Origin of the sequence: Burkholderia sp. AU30198, assembly GCF_020419825.1 — a bacterium.
Lineage (GTDB): Bacteria > Pseudomonadota > Gammaproteobacteria > Burkholderiales > Burkholderiaceae > Burkholderia.
This window is the reverse complement of record NZ_JAIZSA010000001.1, coordinates 1173128-1190702: the sequence shown is the minus strand read 5'-3', so window position 1 is coordinate 1190702 and position 17575 is coordinate 1173128. Positions and strand designations below refer to the sequence as shown.

Below are 17575 nucleotides of genomic sequence, written 5' to 3'. Positions count from 1 at the left end.
TCGGGAACGGTCTCCCGGTGAGCGAGCCGGACGCCGGCATGCCGTCGGGGAGGGCGTACCGTCGGTGCTCGCGGCAAGGAGGACTTTAGACCTTGACAGGCTCGGTGATAATCCAGAAAAATTTTGATGCAGTAATAAGCGGAGCTTCTGAATGAACGGCAACAACCTCAAGGACCTGACGGCCTTCCTGCTGGTCGCCGAAGAAGGCAGCTTCACGCGCGCGGCCGCGCGCCTGGGCATCTCGCAGTCGGCGCTCAGCCAGGTCATCCGCGCGCTCGAGACGCGGCTGGGCCTGCAGCTGTTCGCGCGCACCACGCGCAGCGTTTCGTTGACCGCCGCGGGCAGCCGGTTGCTGGAACTGATCGGCCCGGCCATGGGCGAGATCGACGCGGGCCTCGACGAAATTACCCACCTGCGCGACAAACCCGCCGGGACGATCCGCCTCAATGCCGACGAATATGCGGTGCAGCATGTCCTGCAGCCGGCCGTGACGCGGCTTCTGCCGGCGTACCCGGACATACGCGTCGAACTCAATATCGATTACGGGCTGACCGACATCGTCAGCGGCCGCTACGACGCGGGCGTGCGGCGCGGCGGGCTCGTGGCCAAAGACATGATCGCCGTGCAGATCAGCGCGCCGCATCCGATGTCGGTCGTCGGGGCGCCGGCGTATTTCGTTCGCCGGCCGGCGCCGAAACACCCGCGCGACCTGACCGAGCATCTCTGCATCAACCTGCGCCTGCCGACGCACGGCGAATATTTCCCGTGGGTGTTCGCGAAAGCGGGCAAGGAGCAGCGCGTGAAGGTCGATGGTCAACTGGTCGGCAACAGCATCGGGTCGGCGCGCGATGCGGCGCTGAGCGGGCTCGGGCTGGCGTACCTGCCGCATGCGTACGTCGCCGATCAGCTTGCCTCGGGGCAACTGGTCGAAGTGCTGTCGGGCTGGCGCAAGACCTACGAGCCGTACTACCTCTACTACCCGAGCCGCCGTCATGCGTCCCCCGCGTTTTCGCTGGTGGTCGACGCGCTGCGCTACCGGGGGTAGCGTTCGCGGTCGCGCGCTACGGCGCCATGTCCTGCGCGATCTCGGCAATCTGCCGGCGCAGCCACCCGTGCGCCGGATCGTCGTGCGTACGCTCGTGCCAGATCATCGTCAACGCGAACGGCGGCACCTCGACCGGCAGCGGCACCGGCGTGACCGGCATCGACTGCGCGACGTGCCATGCGAGACGGCGCGGCAGCACCAGCGTCATGTCGCTCTTCGCGACGACCATCGGCGCCACCAGAAAATGCGGCAGCCGCATCGCGATTCGCCGCTGCAGCCCGTGCTGCGCGAGGGCTGCGTCGACCCGCTCGCCACCGCGGCCGCCGATCGTCACCAGCACGTGCGACAGTGCCGCGAAACGCTTCGGCGTCAGCCGCGCGGACAGCGCCGGATGCCCGTTGCGCACGATGCAGACCAGGCTGTCGTCGTAGAGCTTGCGACGATAGATGCCGGCGGGCAGGGTGTCGTCGTCGAACGCGCCGAGCGCGATACCGGCCGTGCCGTCCACCACGAGTTCGACGTTGTTGCCGCGTGACGGCGGCACGTCGAGATTCATGCCGGGCGCGCGCTGTTCCAGCCGCGCATTCACGTCAGGCATCAGCGTCAGCGCCATGTGATCGAGGCTCGCGATCGAAAACTGCCCGCGCGCGGTGGCCGGATCGAATACGGCCGGCGCGACGATGCTGGCCGCTTCCGACAGCACGCGCGACACGCGCACGGCGAGCGACGCCGCGCGTGGCGTGAACTCCAGCCCCTTCGGCGTGCGCACGACGACGCGATCGTCGAGCAGCGTGCGCAGGCGGCCCAGCGCGCGGCTTGCCGCCGGCTGCGTCAGGCCGAGCCGCGCGCCGGCCCGCGTGACGCTGCGCTCCTTGAGCAACGCGTCGAGCAGCTTGAGCAGGTTGAGATCGACGGCGCGCAAATCCACTTCGTGCATGCTGGACATGATTGGTATGCATTTGAGTTATGTGATGCCAGCCTACATCATCGAAGCCATCGCTCCAACGGGTGGAGCGTCTGACGGGAGAACACATGTTCGTTGTTACGGGTGTCACCGGGCGCACGGGCGCCGTCGCGGCCCAGGCCCTGATCGATGCGGGCGTCGCGGTGCGCGTGGTCGTGCGCGATCGCGCGAAGGCGGTGCGCTGGGCTGCGCAGGGCGCGGAAGTGGCGGTCGCGGATCTGGCCGACTCCGCGGCCTTGACGCGTGCATTTGCCGGTGCGCGCGGCGCGTATCTGGTCAAGCCGCCCAACTATGCGCTGGAGAACCTGTTCGAACACGCGGACGTGACGGCACGTGCCGTCGCCGACGCGGTGCGCGCGGCGGGCTTGCCGAAACTCGTGCTGCTGTCGTCGGTCGGCGCGGATCGGCCGGACGGCACCGGCGTGATCGCGACCAATCGCACGGCCGAGCAACGGCTGGCGGAACTGGGCATTCCGGTCGTGTTCCTGCGCGCGGCGTATTTCATGGAGAACTGGGCGCGCGTCGTCGATCCGGTTCGCACGCAAGGTATCCTGCCGAGCCTGCTCGTGCCGGTCGAGCGCGCCATTCCGATGGTCGCGACCGAGGATATCGGCCGCGTCGCGGCGGATCTTCTGCGTGAAGACTGGGCGGGCATCCGGAAGATCGGTCTGGCAGGGCCGATGGCGTATTCGCCCGGCGACATCGCGGCGATCTTTGCGCGCGCACTGAATCGGCCGGTGCGGCCGGTGGCGCTCGAGCCGTCCGCGTGGGCCGGGGTACTCGCGACGAATCCGTTCTCGAGCGTCGCAATCGATGGATTCATCGAACTGAATCGCGGGCTGAACAGCGGCCACATCGATTTCGGGAGCGACGACACGGTCGAGCTTCGACACGGGCGCGTGCCGTTCGAACAGGTCGCCGTGGAAATCCTGCGGGCGTGACGCCGCCCGTTCGCAGCCGGCGCGTCGTTGCGGCCGTGCGGTGTTCGTGAGCGGAGCGGCGGCACTGCCCGGACACGGGCGTCATCGCGTATGTCGAACGGCCGCAGCGGGTCGAACGGCGTCACGCGCGAGCCGGCTCCGTCGCGGAGCCGGTCGTTGCCGGGTCGCCCGCGTGACCTTTGCGGTCAGCGCACCGGCGCGGCCGTGGCCAGCAGGCTGCGCAGGAACACCATGATCATGTGCCCGATCGGCACCTCGGACAGGATCGACTGCTGCAACGACAGGCCCTGCGAGAGCCCCATGAACGCAATGGCGAGGACGGTCGGCGGTTCGGGCGGCACTTTCTTCAGCCGCGCGAAAACCTGTTCGATGCAATAGGCGAGGCCATCGCGATGAGCGTCCAGCAACGCCTGGGACGCGAGGGCAAAAGCGGGGTTGCGTCGCCCCTGAAGCTTGAACTCGACGCCCAGCACCGACCACTCGGGCTCGGCATCGACGGTCCGCGACCAGACATCCAGCGCATTCAATATGTCTTCCCCGGACGCGGAGGGGTCGCCCAGCGCCTGGGCGATCTGGCCCACTTGCGCCTTCGAGCGCTCCCGCATCAGTTCGACGAACAGCGCCTCCTTGCTCGCGAAGTTCGAATAGAACGCACCCTGCGTATAGCCGGCCTCGGCCGCGATATCCCTGAGCGACGTCGCGCCGAACCCGCGGTCGACGAACAGCCGCTTCGCCGCGGCGAGCAAATGGGTGCGGGTCTGCAAGCGGCTTTCTTCGCGACTCAGCCGCGGGGGAAGGGTGGCCATGTTCATGGCAGGCAGGATATCAGTTGATATTTAAGATGGATACCATTACGATCGCATTTCAAATATCACTTGATATGTGAAATGCGGGGCGCGATTGTGTCGCCGGATGCACGAGCGGGGATCGTTTCGGGCGGGCGATCGTGTCGACGCGGAGGCGCGCACCGTGTGCCGGTGTGTGCCGGTGTATGGCGGCGTGTCGTTGCCTTCGTGTCGCGTGCTTCGATGCACCGATGCGAGTCGCTTGCCGATCGAGTGAATGCCGTCGTCACGGGGCGACGTGAAACAGTCAGTTAGTCATGCGAATCATGCTGGTTAGCATGCGGATGCGGGGCAGGAAGCGGAAGATGAGCGCGAGCAAGACCTATGCACAGCTCGTAGTCGAGCTGGCCGAACTGGACGAGGAAATCGAGCGCGCACGCGCGCGCGAACGCGTCGATGCGATCGCGGAGGTTCACTCGCTGATGGATACCTACGCGATCAAGCATCGCGACCTGGTCGGCCGCAACGGCAGCCGGGGGGCGTACATCGTGAAAGTGCTGCCGGCGCGCTATCGCGATCCGGCGAGCGGGAAGGAGTGGAGCGGGCGCGGCAACGCGCCGCTGTGGATCCGGGGCAAGGATCGCCGTCAGTTCGTCATCGTCAAGCCGCCGTCCACCGGCAAGAAAACCCGGTCCAGCTGACGGACGGCACCGGGCTGCGGCGACGGCGGCTTCGCCGGCGTTCGGCCCGGCGGCGTCAGCACCGCGGGCAGCGTGGCGCCTTCAGGCAGCGGCGCCATGTGCGCATGCGTTCATCCGCGTCCCACGAACGGCATGGCCGTCGCCATGATCGTCATGTTCAGGATGTTCGTGTCCAGTGGCAGGTTCGCCATCTGGACGATCGCGTTCGCGACATGCGTGACGTCCATGCGCGCCTCTGGCGCGAGGCTGCCGTCGGCCTGCGGGACGCCCTGCGTCATCCGGTCCGTAAGCGACGTCGCCGCGTTGCCGATGTCGATCTGGCCACACGCGATGTAGTACCGGCGGCCGTCGAGCGCCAGCGATTTGGTGATCCCGGTTACCGCATGCTTGGTGGCCGTGTACGCGATGGTATCGGGGCGTGGCGCGTGCGCGGAGATCGAACCGTTGTTGATGATCCGGCCGCCCTGCGGCGTTTGCGCTTTCATCAGGCGCCACGCGGCCCGCGCGCACAGAAAGACGCCGGTCAGGTTCGTCGCGACGACGCTGTTCCATACATCGAAATCGTATTCGTCGAGGGAAACCGGCGGCGCGTTGCGGCCGGCATTGTTGAACAGCACGTCCAGCCGGCCGAACTGCTGCGCGATCTGCGCAAACGCATGGTCGACCGACGCTTCGTCGGTGACGTCGGCAGGAAACACGTGCGCGTCGCCGCCGGCGGCCTGGATCGCGTCCTGCGTTTCGCGCAACGATTCCTCCTTGCGTCCGAGCAGCGCGACGGTGAATCCCGCCTGGGCGAGCGCGATGGCCGCTGCACGACCGATGCCGGAGCCGGCGCCCGTGACGGCTGCGAATTTCTGCGACTTCGAGACAGACATGGCTTGATTTCCTGCTGGTTGAGTGACGGGTGAGGCTGCGGATGAACGACGATAGTGCCACTTCGGCAATGTAGTCGAAATGGGCGGCGCACGGATTCAATCGATATCGGAAAGCGCGATATCGCGATGCCGCCCGACGGTCGGCCGACTATTCCGCTGCGTCCGGCAGCAGTTCGATCCGGCTTCGCGTCAGGCACTGCGGCCAGGTAGCCGCCACCCCGTTGTGCGCGACGATGACGAAGTGCGTGAATGCGCGATCGGAAACGAGCATCTGGCCCTTGCCGATGTGCTCGCCGATAAAGGTGATCGCGGGTTCGATCGGCAGGAAGTCACCGATTTTGCGGCGGACGTGGATCAGGACTTCCACGGCGCCGATCGTCGACAGCATCTTGCGAAGGAGGTCGCGATCGACGCTGCCGGTCGTCAGCAGATGGATCCACTCGCATTTGACCAACTGGACTTCGGGGCAATGTCTGAGATAGAGCGAATGCACGCGTCGGGGATTCATGGCCTGGTGTCTCCGTGGCAGGCGATAACCGTGATTATTTCTTCCTGCCGGGCGCGGCCTTCCTTGCTCGCGTGCCGGTCTCCGCAAACAGATCGACGACCACGTCGCGCAGCCACCGGTTTCCCTCGTCCTGATTGACCCGCGTATGCCAGAGCATGTGAATCGGCGCGCCCGGCACCGTGACGGGCAACGCGCGCCAGCCCAGCGAAAACGGCGCGGCGAGCTGCTGCGCGAGATGCTCGGGCACCGTCGCGATCAGGTCGGTGCGCTGCAGGATGTAGCCCACGCTCATGAAATGCGGCACCGTGAGCCGCACCTGGCGCGTCACGCGGCGGCGCTTCAGCCATTCGTCCACCTGCCCGTGACCGGTGCCGGCCGACACCACGACCAGATGCTCGGCATTGCGCCACGCGTCGACCGTCAGCGGCGCTTCCTCGAGCGGATGCCCGCGTCGGAACAGGCACACATAGCGCTGATCGAATAGGCGGCGCTGATAGAAGCCGCCCTTGAGCTGCGGCAGCAGGCCGATCGCGAGATCGACGCGACCGTCGGCCATTTCGTCGCCGAGGTTGACGCTCGTGTCGCGCACGGTATTGAGTGCGATGCCCGGCGCCGCTTGCGACAGGTGTTCGAGCAATGCCGGCAGGAACACGACTTCGCCGATATCGGTCATGCCGATCGTCAGCGTGCGCGTGGCGCGCAACGGATCGAACCCGGTCTCGGGATTGAGCGCGGCATGCAGCGTCGCAAGCGCTTGCGACACGGGTTCCGCGAGACGGAGTGCGAACGGCGTCGGCACCACGCCGCCCGGCCCGCGCACGAACAGCGGATCGCCGAGCCGGCGGCGCAGTTTCGCGAGCGCGTTGCTCACGCCCGGCTGGCTCATGTTCATCTGCTCGGCGACGCTCGACACGCGCCGCTCCTGCATCAGCCGCTGGAAAAGCAGCAGCAGATTGAGGTCGATATCGCTCAGTTCCATGGGGTTTCGCCTTGCGTAGTTCATTGCTTTCAGTGATGAAGCAGATTCCCTTCATTTTATTGCGGGATGAAGGTCGCCTCCTGAAAATACCGATACGGCACATGCAATCGACATGACCGCTGCGCGAGCCGCAGACCCCCATCGGAACATCGGAGACACCTTCATCATGCAGACGAACCTGAAGATTGCGATCGTCGGCGCCGGAATCGGCGGCCTGACGCTCGCGCTCGCGCTGCGCGAGCACGGCATCGACGCGCAGCTCTACGAACAGACGGAAGTGTTGCGCGAAGTCGGCGCGGCCGTCGCGCTGTCGGCCAACGCGACGCGCTTCTACGAGCGGATGGGCTTGCGCGCGGCCTTCGACGCGGTGTGCGCGGACATCCCGGGGCTCGTCTATCGCGACGGCCGCAGCGGCGCGTTGATCGGTCATCATCGCGGCGACCCCGACTATCGCCGGCAATTCGGTGGCGCGTACTGGGGCGTGCATCGCGCGGATCTGCAGGCCGTGCTGTCGAAGGCGGTCGGCCTTGAATCCATTCATCTCGGCCATCGGCTGACCGATCTCGCGCAGCACGCCGATCGCGTCACGCTGTCGTTCGACAATGGCGTGCGCGTCGATGCCGATCTCGTGATCGGCGCGGACGGTGCGCGCTCGATCACGCGGCGCTGGATGCTCGGCTACGACGACGCGCTGTATTCGGGCTGCTCGGGGTTTCGCGGCGTGGTGCCGGCCGCGCGGCTGAGCCTGCTGCCCGATCCCGAGACGCTTCAGTACTGGATCGGGCCGCACGGGCACCTGCTGCACTATCCGATCGGCGACGATGGCGACCAGAATTTCCTGCTGGTCGAGCGCCATCCGTCACCGTGGCCGTCGCGCGACTGGGTGATGCCGTCGGAAGAGGGCGAGCAACTGCGCGCGTTCAGGGACTGGCATCCGGCGGTGGTGCAGATGATCACCGCCGTGCCGATCAGCCAGCGCTGGGGGCTGTTCCATCGGCCGCCGCTCGGCCGCTGGAGCCGCGGGCGCGTGACGCTGATCGGCGACGCCGCGCATGCGCTGGTGCCGCACCACGGGCAGGGCGCGAATCAGTCGATCGAGGATGCGGTGGTGCTGGCCGCGCAACTGGCGCAGGCCGGGCCGGGCAACTGGCGCGAAGCGCAGGAAGCGTACGAGCGGCTGCGCCGCGGCCGCACGCGCAAGGTGCAGTACGCGTCGATCTCCGTGGCCGATGTGCTGCACCTGCCCGACGGGCCGGCCGCGCAGGCGCGCAATGCGCGTCTCGCCGAGCGCGACAGCGTGCTGCATCACCTGGACTGGATTCACGATTTCGACGCGCTGGCCGGGGAGCCGAGCGAACGGCAGGGTGGCACGTGGTTTTGAGCTTGCCACCTTGAGCCCGGCGTCGGGCCCGAAAGGCACGCCGGGATGGCGTTCGCGGAATACGGGGCTGGTCGTCGGCCTGCTGCCCACCGGTCACCGGCCGGCCAGACGAAGACGGGCGGGGCAGTGCCCGCCCGCCGTCACTTCACGCATTCGAGCGCGTACTTCAATCCCTGCCCGAGCAGCCCGCGCCATACGTCCCAGGTATGCCCGCCGTCGACGATGCGCAGTTCGGCCGGGTTCTGCGCCCGGCGCAGGTGCGTGTACAGCACGCTCGATTCCGCCTGGATGGTCAGGTCGTCGTCGCCGGCCGCGATGAACATCGGGATCCGCCAGCTGCGCGCGAAGTAGCCGCGCATCAGTGCCGGGTAGTTGAGCTCGTGCCACACGCGCGGGTCGAACTGCCGGTCGCCGAACACGCCGACGTAGCGCGCGGCGGAATTGAGCGGTGGCTCGTTCGCATAGATCGCGGGGCTCAGCAGCATTGCGCCGCAGAACAGCCCGGGTTCGAGCAGCGAGAAACGCAGCGCGCCGAAGCCGCCCATCGACACGCCGCCGATCGCGCGGCCCGCGCGCTGGTTCGACACCGCGAAGTGCGCTTCGACTTCGGGCAGCAGGTCGTTGAGGAACGCGCTCTGCATCTTTTCCTTGCGGTCGACGTACCAGTCGGTGCCGCCCTGCGGCATCACGATCACGACCGGCGAAATCTCGCGGCGCTCGATCAGCGTGTCGGCGGTGGCCTGCAGCCGGCCCTGCGTGACCCAGTCGTTCGCGTTGCCGGCGTTGCCGTGCAGCAGGTACATCACCGGGTAGCGCGCGCCTTCCGGGTTGTAGCCGGGTGGCAGGTAGACCGTATATGACCAGTCGCGCTTCAGCGATGCCGACCGGAACGTGCGCAGCACGACGCTGCTGCCCGGGTTGACCGCGGGCTCCAGGGCGGCCGACGGGGTCGTCGCGGTCTGGACGGCCGGTGGCGGCGGCACGGGCGATACCGCCGACGCGGCCGGCGTGGCGCGGGCGGTGGCGATGGAGCCGGCGATCAGGGCGATGGCGAACGGAAGGGCGAGTCGGCGCATGTCGAAGCGTTTCAGGAGAGGCGCCGGCTATCGTAGCAGCGGCGCATGACGGCGCGGCGCGTCATCGCCGCGAACGGAACGGCAGCCGCGCGACGAGCGGCCCGTAGAGTTTGGCGACGAGGTACAGCAGGCCCATCGCGACGACATCGGCAATCAGGCCGAGCTTCACGTCGAGATAGCCTTCGGTCGCCTGGTAAAGCAGCGAGTCGACCGCGAGCGAGATGCCGGTGCCCGCGACGAAGCACAGCAGCCCCTGCCGGCCGATCGTGCCGATCCACGGCATCGCGTGCGCGACCTTCTTCATCCAGCCGAGGTGGACGAGCTTGGCCGCGAGCCACGCAATCGCGAGGAAGTTCGCGAGCCGCAGCGCGCCGAGGTTCTGCTTGATCGACGGATCGGTCGGGAACGGTTCGATGCGCAGCCGGTAGTACGCGCCGGCCGCGACGATCGCGAGCGCCGCGGCCGTCAGCAGCCAGCCCTGCGGCTTCGGTGCGAGCGTCTGGTAGACGGGCTGGCAGCGCGCGATCACGCCGAGCACGAACAGGAACTGCCACGCGAACGGATTGAAGTCCCACGGCGCGCCTTCGACGGTCGGCAGGAAGCGCGCGACGTGCGGCGCCGCGTACCAGAGCGACCCGCTGAACGCGAGCAGGAGCCACGGCTGCGTGCGTGCGAGCGGCAGCGTGAGCGGGACGAGCAGCGCGAAGAACGCGTACATCGGCAGCACCGACGCGAGATACGGCTGGCGGCGGAACAGCAGGATGTCGCGCAACGCGGCGAGCGGCTTCTGGAGCAGGCCGTCGAGGTCGTTGGTCGGCATGTTCGGGCCGTCGATCGCGAACGCGTTCAGCGCGGCCGTGATCAGCAGCATCAGGCCGGCCGTCACGAGGAACGCGCGGTAGATCTCGAACGCGCGCCGGATGAAGCGCTGGCGCGCGGCGGCCTCGTCGTGCCGCTCGGCAAGCGAGTTGTACGCGATCGCGGTGGCGAAGCCGCCGAGGAACACGAACACCTCGGCCGCGTCGCACAGCGCGTACGCGTGCAGCGTCACGCGCGACAGGATGCTGCCGCCGATGTGGTCGACGACGATGATGAGCAGCACGAGGCCGCGGAAGAAATCGAGCTCGGCGTAGCGGCCGGCCCGGGCCGGTGCGGTCATCGGACCGCCTCCCGGCGCGGGCCGCGGGCGCGGCCGGCACGCGCCGCGCATGAATCGGGGTGAAGCATGACTTCGTGAAGAAATGACGAACGGATGCGCATTGTGCCACCGATGCGGCGCACACCGGGTTTACGCGGATGGTCGGTCGTCCTGCCGCTGCCGATAAGCCGGGTCAGGCAGTCTGCGCAACGGGGCAGTTGGACGAGCGCAACGGTTTGAGCAGGGTTCATATACCCCGATGGACGGACGGTTTGCGACGTGACACCATTTTGACCTCACGCGGCCGCACACCGCGTCGTCCGCCCTGCGGGCCACACATACAACAGACCAAACAATCGCCGGGCGCTCGACCATGCCCGGCCCCCGGCTCCGGAGATCCGTCATGAAGAAGCACGTCATTTTTGCCGCCGCGCTGGCCGCTTTCGCCGCGCCGGTCTTCGCCCAGAACAGCGTGACGCTGTACGGTGTGATCGACGAGGGCTTCAATTACACGAACAACGTGAACGTCAATGGGGTCGGAAAATCGAATTACCAGCTCGCGAGCGGCTATGCGCAGGGCAGCCGCTGGGGCCTGAGGGGCAGCGAGGATCTCGGCGGCGGGCTGAAGGCGATCTTCACGCTGGAAAACGGTTTTGACGTGAACAACGGCCGGCTCGGCCAGGGCGGCCGCATGTTCGGCCGCCAGGCGTTCGTCGGGCTGAGCGAGTCGCGCTTCGGCACGCTGACCTTCGGCCGCCAGTACGACTCGGTCGTCGACTATCTCGCGCCGCTCACGGCCAACGGCAACTGGGGCGGCACGCTGTTCTCGCACCCGTTCGACAACGACAACACGGACAACTCGTTCCGCGTCAACAACACGGTCAAGTACGCGAGCGCCGACTGGAACGGCCTGACGTTCGGCGGCACATACAGCTTCAGCAACAGCACCGGCTTCTCGAACAACCGTCAATACAGCCTCGGCGCGCAGTATTCGCTCGCCGGGCTGCAGGTCGCGGCTGCGTACCTGCAGGCGAACAATCCGGGCGTCGGCAGCGCGGGCGCGATCGCGGCGGACGATGCGAACTTCGTCGCCGACCGCCTGCGGATCTTCGGCGGCGGCGTCAACTACACGTTCGGCCCGGCCACGGTCGGCTTCGTCTACACGAAGACGGACGTGAAGAACCCGGTGTCGACCGTTTACCTGCCGGCAGCGACGTTCGCCGGCCTCGGGCTGACCGCGACGAAGTTCCAGAACTTCGAGATCAACGGCAAGTACCAGCTCACGCCCGATTTCTATCTGGGCGCGCAGTACGTGTACACGGACGGCAAGTTCGATGCCGCGGCCGGGTCGTTCAAGCCGAAATACCACACCGTTGGCCTGATGGCCGACTACAGCCTGTCGAAGCGCACCGACGTCTACCTGCAGGGCGCCTGGCAGAAGGTGGCCGGCGACAAGACCGGCACTGCGGCCGACGGCGGCTACGTGGTCGGCACCGACGGCCCGTCGGCGTCGTCGAACCAGTTCGCGGTGCGCGCCGCGATCCGCCACAAGTTCTGATCGGGTGGGCGGTGCCGAGGCCGAGCGCCTCGGCGCCGGCTGCCGTCAGTCTGCCCGGGGTGTGCCCCCGAGCGTTTCCGCGAGCCAGTCGACGAAGATCCGCACGCGCGGCGCGAGATGCCGGCCGGTCGGAAACACGACCGACACGGGCAGCGGCTCCGCATTCCATTCCGGCAGCACCTCGACCAGCGAGCCATCGGCAAGCAGCGGTCCGAGCCCTTCACGCGGTGCCTGGATCAGCCCGAGGCCCGCAAGACAGCACGCGAGATAGGCCTGCGAGCTGTTGACCGCCACGACGCTGCGCATCTTGACCGCGTGCAGCTGGCCCGAATCCATGTCCGCATATTCCCAGTCCAGCTCGCGGCCCGTGCGGCTCGAGAAATAGCCGACCGCGACGTGGTCCGGCAGCTCGTCCGGCGAGCGCGGCGTGCCGTGCCGCGCGAGATACGCGGGCGCCGCGCAGTTGATCTGCGCCAGTTCGCCGATGCGCCGCGCGACGAGCGACGTGTCGGACATCGTGCCGACCCGCACCGCGCAGTCGATGCCGTCGGCGACGAGATCGACGAAGCGGTCGGTCGTGCCGATCACGACACGCAGGTCGGGGTAGCGCGCGTGGAAACCCGGTAGCGCCGGAATCACCTGGTTCAGCGCGAAGCGCTCGGGCAGGTCGACGCGGATCGCGCCGCGCGGCATCGTGCCGGCGTCCTCGAACAGCGTTTCCGCATCGTCGAGATCGGCCAGCAACCGCATGCAGCGTTCGTAATAGGTCGCGCCCTCGGCCGTCAGCGCGACGCGCCGCGTCGTGCGCTGCAGCAGGCGTGTCTTCAGGTGCTTTTCCAGATACTGGACGGCATTGCTGACCGTCGGGCGCGGCAATTGCAGTTGCTCGGCCGCCTTCGTGAAGCTGCCGAGATGGGCGACGCGCGCGAAGATGCGCATTGCTTGCAGATGATCCATGCGGGGCGAGTGCGTGGGTGGAGGGGAGCAGGCTCCATTGTTAATCAGCGTCGAATGGTTTGGTTGAGTGTTTCGCGTTTATCGCGCATCGCGATGCGTCCAGAATCCGGCCTGTTCATTCATCACTCAAGGAAACGGACATGGATACGCGTGAACTGGGCCGTACGGGCCCGCGGGTGTCGGCACTCGCGCTCGGCTGCATGGGGATGTCGGACTTCTACGGACCGGCCGACCGCGACGAAAGCATCGCGACCCTGCACGCGGCCCTCGACCACGGCATCACGATGCTCGACACCGGCGATTTCTACGGCATGGGCGACAACGAGATGCTGATCCGCGATGCGCTGCGCGGCCGGGCACGCGACCAGGTGCTGATCAGCGTGAAATTCGGCGCGCTGCGCGATCCGGCTGGCGGGTTTGTCGGCTACGACGCGCGGCCGGTGGCGATCCGCAATTTCGTCGCGTACTCGCTGAAACGGCTCGGTACCGACTACATCGACATCTATCGGCCGGCGCGCGTCGATCCGGCGGTGCCGATCGAGGAGACGATCGGCGCGATCGCCGATCTCGTGAAGGCCGGGTACGTGCGCCATATCGGCCTGTCGGAAGCCGGCGTCGACACGATCCGCCGCGCGGCGGCCGTCGCGCCGATCGCCGACCTGCAGATCGAGTATTCGCTGCTGTCGCGCGGGATCGAGGCCGGGATCCTGCCCGCGTGCCGCGAACTCGGGATCGGCGTGACGGCCTACGGCGTGCTGTCGCGCGGGCTGCTCGGCGGACGCTGGAGCACGGCGCGGCAGGGCGAGCGCGATTTCCGCGCGGCGAGCCCGCGCTTCCAGGGCGAGAACCTCGCGCACAACCTCGCGCTCGTCGACGCGCTGCGCGCCATCGCCGACGAGAAGGGCAGCAATCCGGCGCAGGTCGCGATCGCGTGGGTGCTGTCGCGCGGCGGCGATATCGTGCCGTTGATCGGCGCGCGCAAGCGCACGCAGCTTCAGGACGCGTTTCAGGCTGCTGATGTGCAACTAACGGTCAATGACATTGCTCGCATCGAAGCGGCGGTTCCCGCCGGGGCGGCTGCCGGTGAGCGTTATCCGGCCGCACAGATGGCGCACCTCGACAGCGAGCAGGGGCGGGGGCCATCTCACGGGGACTGATCGCCTCGGATCGGCGTTGGTTTCGGAACAGCCCCCTTATTCGGCTCGAATCCGGGGGCCGGGGCGAGGTTCGGCAACCTGGATGGCGTTGCATGGACGACCCTGCCCGACTTGACGCCGGCGGCGCGTGTTTCGCCGGCGCAACGGCACAACGGCGCAATGACGCAACGGCACAACGGCACAACGGCACAACGGCACAACGGCACAACGGCACAACGGCACAACGGCACAACGGCACAACGGCACAATCGCGCCGCCGGCTCCGTCCGGCAAGCCCTAGCCAGCCTCAGGCAAAGCCAGATGGCGGGCAGCGCGATCGGGGTTCACCATCGGCGCCGTACTCAACTGGACGGAATGCCTTCATGCACATTCAGACGCTGACGATCATCGCGGTGGTTTTCCTGCTGGCCGGCGCGGTCAAGGGCATGATCGGGCTCGGCCTGCCGACGATCGCAATGGGGCTGCTGACGCTCGCGATGCCGCCGTCGGCCGCGGCGAGCCTGCTGCTCGTGCCGTCGTTCATCACCAATGTGTGGCAGTTGTGGCTCGGCCCGTCGTTCCGGCCGTTGCTGCGCCGGCTGTGGCCGCTGCTTGCCGGCCTGACGATCGGCACGCTGACGGGCGGGCTGCCCGCACTCGCAGCCGGCAGCACCTGGACGCATGCGGCACTCGGCGTGGTGCTGATCCTCTACGGGCTGTGGGGGCTGGCCGCCGCGCGGCTGCCCGCGCCGGGCCGCCATGAGAAATGGCTGTCGGCCGTGGTCGGCTACCTGACGGGTGTCGTGACGGCCGCGACCGGCGTGTTCGTCGTGCCGGCCGTGCCGTACCTGCAGGCGCTGCGGCTGTCGAAGGACGACCTGATCCAGGCGCTCGGGCTGTCGTTCACCGCATCGACGATCGTGCTCGGCCTGCAGTTGCGCGTGACGGGCGCGCTGGAGACGGTCGATCTCGGCGTGTCGGCGCTCGCGCTCGTGCCGGCGCTGGCGGGCATGGCCGGCGGGCAATATGCGCGGCGCGTGATGAGCGAGAAGGCGTTCAAGCGCTGCTTCTTCGTCGGGCTGATCGCGCTGGGTGCGTATATGGCGGCGTCGGGGTGGCTTTGAACGGGCATCGCCGACGCGCGTGATGCCCGTTGTCCGTGACGCTCCTGAAGCCGGTTTCAACGACAACCGGCTTCAGGATCATTCATGGAGCGTGGGTCACACCGGGTCGGCGTACTTCAGCGTCCACCCGAACGTGCGGGTCGCACCCGCGCCGAGTGCAAACGGCTTCGTCGTGCACGCGAAGTTCGAATGCAACTGGCCGATCGGTGTCGTCGACAGCGGGTTCGTCGTGCCGTTCACCGTGTCGAAGGCGGACAGCGCGCAGGCGTCGAATCCGGACGCCGCGTAGCCGGTTGCGGCGCTGTTCGCGTACGTGACCGACACGCCGTCGCCATTGGCTTGCGTCGACGCGAAATCCGCGAACGACGTGAAGTCCGTTTCGACCGACAGGTTGCCGGTGAGCGTGCCCGAGCTCAGCGTGTCGCTGCGGGCGATCGAACCATGCGCGAACGTCAGCACCGTATGCACCTGCAGGTCGAGATCCGTCGTGTATGCCGCGTTCTTCGACGCGAGCCGGAACTTCGTGGTATCGAATGACACGATCACCTGCCCGTTGCTTTGCTGGACGCTCAGGTTCTTGTAGTACGTGACGGGCATGTAGGTCTTCCCGTTGTACGACACCTGCGGCACCAGCAGCGCGTAGCCGAGATCGGTCGTGCCGTAGATCAGCTTGTCGGAGAACGGCACTGGGTAGTACGGCGTGTACGAGTTGTAGTCGGGCGCCTGGCTGAGGTTCAGGTTGATCACGCGCCGGCCGTCGCGCACGGTGACGAGCGCCGCACTGTACGGATGCGCGGTGTCGCCGGGCTGGTTGTACCAGGTGAGCGTGTAGCGCGGCAGCGCATCGAGCCACGCGTTGTAGTCCGCGTCGGCCATCGGCGCCTGGCCGCCAAAGCCGAGCTTGTTCCACCACGCATTCACGTACAGGTACTGGTGCAGCAGGCTGAAGTTCTCGCCCATCACGCGCGGCTTGCCGCGATACGCGTCCGTGCCGCGGCCCTTGACCCACATGTTCACCGACGGCGTCCGCAGCGACGGGTCGTACCAGTACGTGTCGAACCGATGCGCGGCCTGGTAGATGAACGCATACGCAACCTGCTTCTCCTGGTCGGTCAGCACGCCGGCGTTAGCCGCGGCCGTCAGCACTTCCATGAACGCCGAATCGCCGTACGGGCCGATCGAGCGGCCGTAGTTGAAGCCCTGGCCGTTCGCGTTCAGCTGCGGCAGGATCAGGTCGACCGACTTGCGCAGATAGCCCTTCAGCTCGGGCGTGAGGTTCGCTTCGTTGCCCATCTCGAACGTGCGCTCGGTCACTTCGCCGATCAGCAGCGTGCTGTAGCGGTCGAAGCGCGCCTGGTCGTAGTAGGTCGTGTGCGTGTTCGATGCTTCGTCCGAGAACCCGCCCGACGAGTCGTTGCGGATATGGTTCGTGAGCGTGTACAGCAGCGCGTCGCGCGCGCCCATCGTCGCGACCGACGGATCGGTCTTCGATGCAAACGACGGGCTGCTCCAGCCGAGCTTCTGGCGCAGTCCGGCAATGCCGTAGGACACCGCATAGTAGTTCTGCGCGGTGTTGAGCGACGCGATGTCGATCGGCGTGCCGGTCGCGGGGCAGGTATTGGTCTTGCCGCTTGCATCGGGGCCGAACATGTCGCAGAAGGTGAGCCGCTGCTGCAGCGTCGCGAGCATCGCGTCGCTGAAGACTTCGTTGAGCATCCCGTGCGCCTTCAGGTTGTTCAGCGCGACGAGGTAGTAGTACTCGCCCCACGACGTATTCGCATACGTGTAGTTGCTGCCCGACTGCGCCATCATCGCGGTCGTGATCGTCTGGTAGGTCGCGAGGTAGCTCGCGTATTGCGGATCGTTCTTCGACTTCATGTCGATCAGGATGTACGACAGACCGAGCGCGAGCTTGCCCGGCAGGAATTTGTCGCCGGTGTTCGTGTCGAGCACGTGGACCGGCGTGCCGTCGCCGAGATCCATCACCACCTGGGTGAAGTCGGACGATTTCCGGATCAGGTCGAACAGTGCGCGCATCTGGCCCATCATCGTGACCGGAATGTTCGTGCCGGCCGGCACGCTGGTGTCGGGCGCGCCGTAGACGAGCGCCTGCAGCGAGTTGGCCGCGAGCGACGGTGTCGTGGACGGGGGCGGCGAAGACGATGGCGGCGTATCGGTCACGTCGTTGCCGCCGCAGGCGCTGACGAACAGGACGGAAAGGGCGCTGAGCGCGGCGCCGAGCGCGAATCTGCTGCGCGGATGCATTGTGTCTCCAGTTTTGAATAGTGATGAAGGACGGGCGGGTGTGGCCGTCGCCGCGCTCGATGCCCGTACCTGGCCTCCGCCTTGCAACCCTGATCCCTGAAGGCAAACGGCCTGAATTACCAATCGAGCGGGCAAGCGTTCT

The 17575-nt window shown here is 67.2% G+C and carries 16 protein-coding genes; 7 read left to right on the top strand and 9 right to left on the bottom strand.

The genetic code is table 11. The annotated features are described in order from the left end of the window. Nucleotides 1-151 precede the first annotated feature (151 nt). On the top strand, nt 152-1045 hold the full coding sequence (locus LGN19_RS05185; protein ID WP_226213468.1) for a LysR family transcriptional regulator: 894 nt from the start codon (nt 152-154) through the stop codon (nt 1043-1045). Nucleotides 1046-1061: 16 nt separating this feature from the next. On the opposite strand, the gene LGN19_RS05180 is transcribed toward LGN19_RS05185, so the two are convergent. Beyond that, on the bottom strand, nt 1062-1991 hold the full coding sequence (locus LGN19_RS05180) for a LysR family transcriptional regulator (RefSeq protein ID WP_226213467.1): 930 nt from the start codon (nt 1989-1991) through the stop codon (nt 1062-1064). Between the two features lie 86 nt (nt 1992-2077). On the opposite strand from LGN19_RS05180, the gene LGN19_RS05175 reads away from it, so the two are divergent. Continuing rightward, complete coding sequence (locus LGN19_RS05175; RefSeq protein ID WP_226213466.1) at nt 2078-2950, top strand: NmrA family NAD(P)-binding protein; 873 nt, start codon at nt 2078-2080, stop codon at nt 2948-2950. A 185-nt stretch (nt 2951-3135) separates the two neighbouring features. Here the strand turns inward: LGN19_RS05175 and LGN19_RS05170 are convergent, their stop codons facing one another. Then, nucleotides 3136-3762 (bottom strand): TetR/AcrR family transcriptional regulator, encoded by a 627-nt coding sequence (locus LGN19_RS05170; protein WP_226213465.1) that lies wholly within the window; start codon nt 3760-3762, stop codon nt 3136-3138. Between the two features lie 338 nt (nt 3763-4100). On the opposite strand from LGN19_RS05170, the gene LGN19_RS05165 reads away from it, so the two are divergent. After that, complete coding sequence (locus tag LGN19_RS05165; protein WP_226213464.1) at nt 4101-4436, top strand: H-NS family nucleoid-associated regulatory protein; 336 nt, start codon at nt 4101-4103, stop codon at nt 4434-4436. A gap of 110 nt (nt 4437-4546) precedes the next feature. Here the strand turns inward: LGN19_RS05165 and LGN19_RS05160 are convergent, their stop codons facing one another. From LGN19_RS05160 to LGN19_RS05150, 3 genes are all read right to left on the bottom strand, one after another. After that, the gene (locus LGN19_RS05160; RefSeq protein WP_226213463.1) at nt 4547-5311 is read right to left on the bottom strand and encodes an SDR family oxidoreductase; all 765 of its coding nucleotides are present in this window, start codon (nt 5309-5311) and stop codon (nt 4547-4549) included. 148 nt (nt 5312-5459) lie between these two features. Beyond that, complete coding sequence (locus LGN19_RS05155) at nt 5460-5819, bottom strand: hypothetical protein (protein WP_175219855.1); 360 nt, start codon at nt 5817-5819, stop codon at nt 5460-5462. 34 nt (nt 5820-5853) lie between these two features. Next, the gene (locus LGN19_RS05150; RefSeq protein ID WP_226213462.1) at nt 5854-6798 is read right to left on the bottom strand and encodes a LysR family transcriptional regulator; all 945 of its coding nucleotides are present in this window, start codon (nt 6796-6798) and stop codon (nt 5854-5856) included. Nucleotides 6799-6964: 166 nt separating this feature from the next. On the opposite strand from LGN19_RS05150, the gene LGN19_RS05145 reads away from it, so the two are divergent. Then, nucleotides 6965-8179 carry an FAD-dependent monooxygenase gene (locus LGN19_RS05145; protein WP_226213461.1) on the top strand — a complete coding sequence of 405 codons (1215 nt, stop codon included), beginning with the start codon at nt 6965-6967 and terminating at the stop codon, nt 8177-8179. Between the two features lie 140 nt (nt 8180-8319). Here LGN19_RS05145 and LGN19_RS05140 read toward each other — a convergent pair whose 3' ends face one another. Together LGN19_RS05140 and LGN19_RS05135 are read right to left on the bottom strand one after the other, a co-directional pair. After that, nucleotides 8320-9255, bottom strand: coding sequence for an alpha/beta hydrolase (locus LGN19_RS05140; protein ID WP_226213460.1), 936 nt, complete (start codon nt 9253-9255; stop codon nt 8320-8322). Between the two features lie 61 nt (nt 9256-9316). After that, nucleotides 9317-10414: an OpgC domain-containing protein gene (locus LGN19_RS05135; RefSeq protein WP_122949544.1), complete on the bottom strand. Its 1098-nt coding sequence runs from the start codon at nt 10412-10414 to the stop codon at nt 9317-9319. 382 nt (nt 10415-10796) lie between these two features. Between LGN19_RS05135 and LGN19_RS05130 the strand changes: the two genes are divergently transcribed. Next, nucleotides 10797-11951 carry a porin gene (locus tag LGN19_RS05130; protein WP_174956208.1) on the top strand — a complete coding sequence of 385 codons (1155 nt, stop codon included), beginning with the start codon at nt 10797-10799 and terminating at the stop codon, nt 11949-11951. Nucleotides 11952-11996: 45 nt separating this feature from the next. Here the strand turns inward: LGN19_RS05130 and LGN19_RS05125 are convergent, their stop codons facing one another. After that, complete coding sequence (locus LGN19_RS05125) at nt 11997-12908, bottom strand: LysR family transcriptional regulator (RefSeq protein WP_122947343.1); 912 nt, start codon at nt 12906-12908, stop codon at nt 11997-11999. A 140-nt stretch (nt 12909-13048) separates the two neighbouring features. On the opposite strand from LGN19_RS05125, the gene LGN19_RS05120 reads away from it, so the two are divergent. Both LGN19_RS05120 and LGN19_RS05115 read left to right on the top strand, forming a co-directional pair. Continuing rightward, nucleotides 13049-14065 carry an aldo/keto reductase gene (locus LGN19_RS05120; RefSeq protein WP_226213459.1) on the top strand — a complete coding sequence of 339 codons (1017 nt, stop codon included), beginning with the start codon at nt 13049-13051 and terminating at the stop codon, nt 14063-14065. A 362-nt stretch (nt 14066-14427) separates the two neighbouring features. Continuing rightward, nucleotides 14428-15168: a sulfite exporter TauE/SafE family protein gene (locus LGN19_RS05115; protein ID WP_226213458.1), complete on the top strand. Its 741-nt coding sequence runs from the start codon at nt 14428-14430 to the stop codon at nt 15166-15168. Nucleotides 15169-15264: 96 nt separating this feature from the next. Here the strand turns inward: LGN19_RS05115 and LGN19_RS05110 are convergent, their stop codons facing one another. Next, nucleotides 15265-17433 (bottom strand): hypothetical protein, encoded by a 2169-nt coding sequence (locus tag LGN19_RS05110; RefSeq protein WP_226213457.1) that lies wholly within the window; start codon nt 17431-17433, stop codon nt 15265-15267. Between the last annotated feature and the right edge of the window lie 142 nt (nt 17434-17575).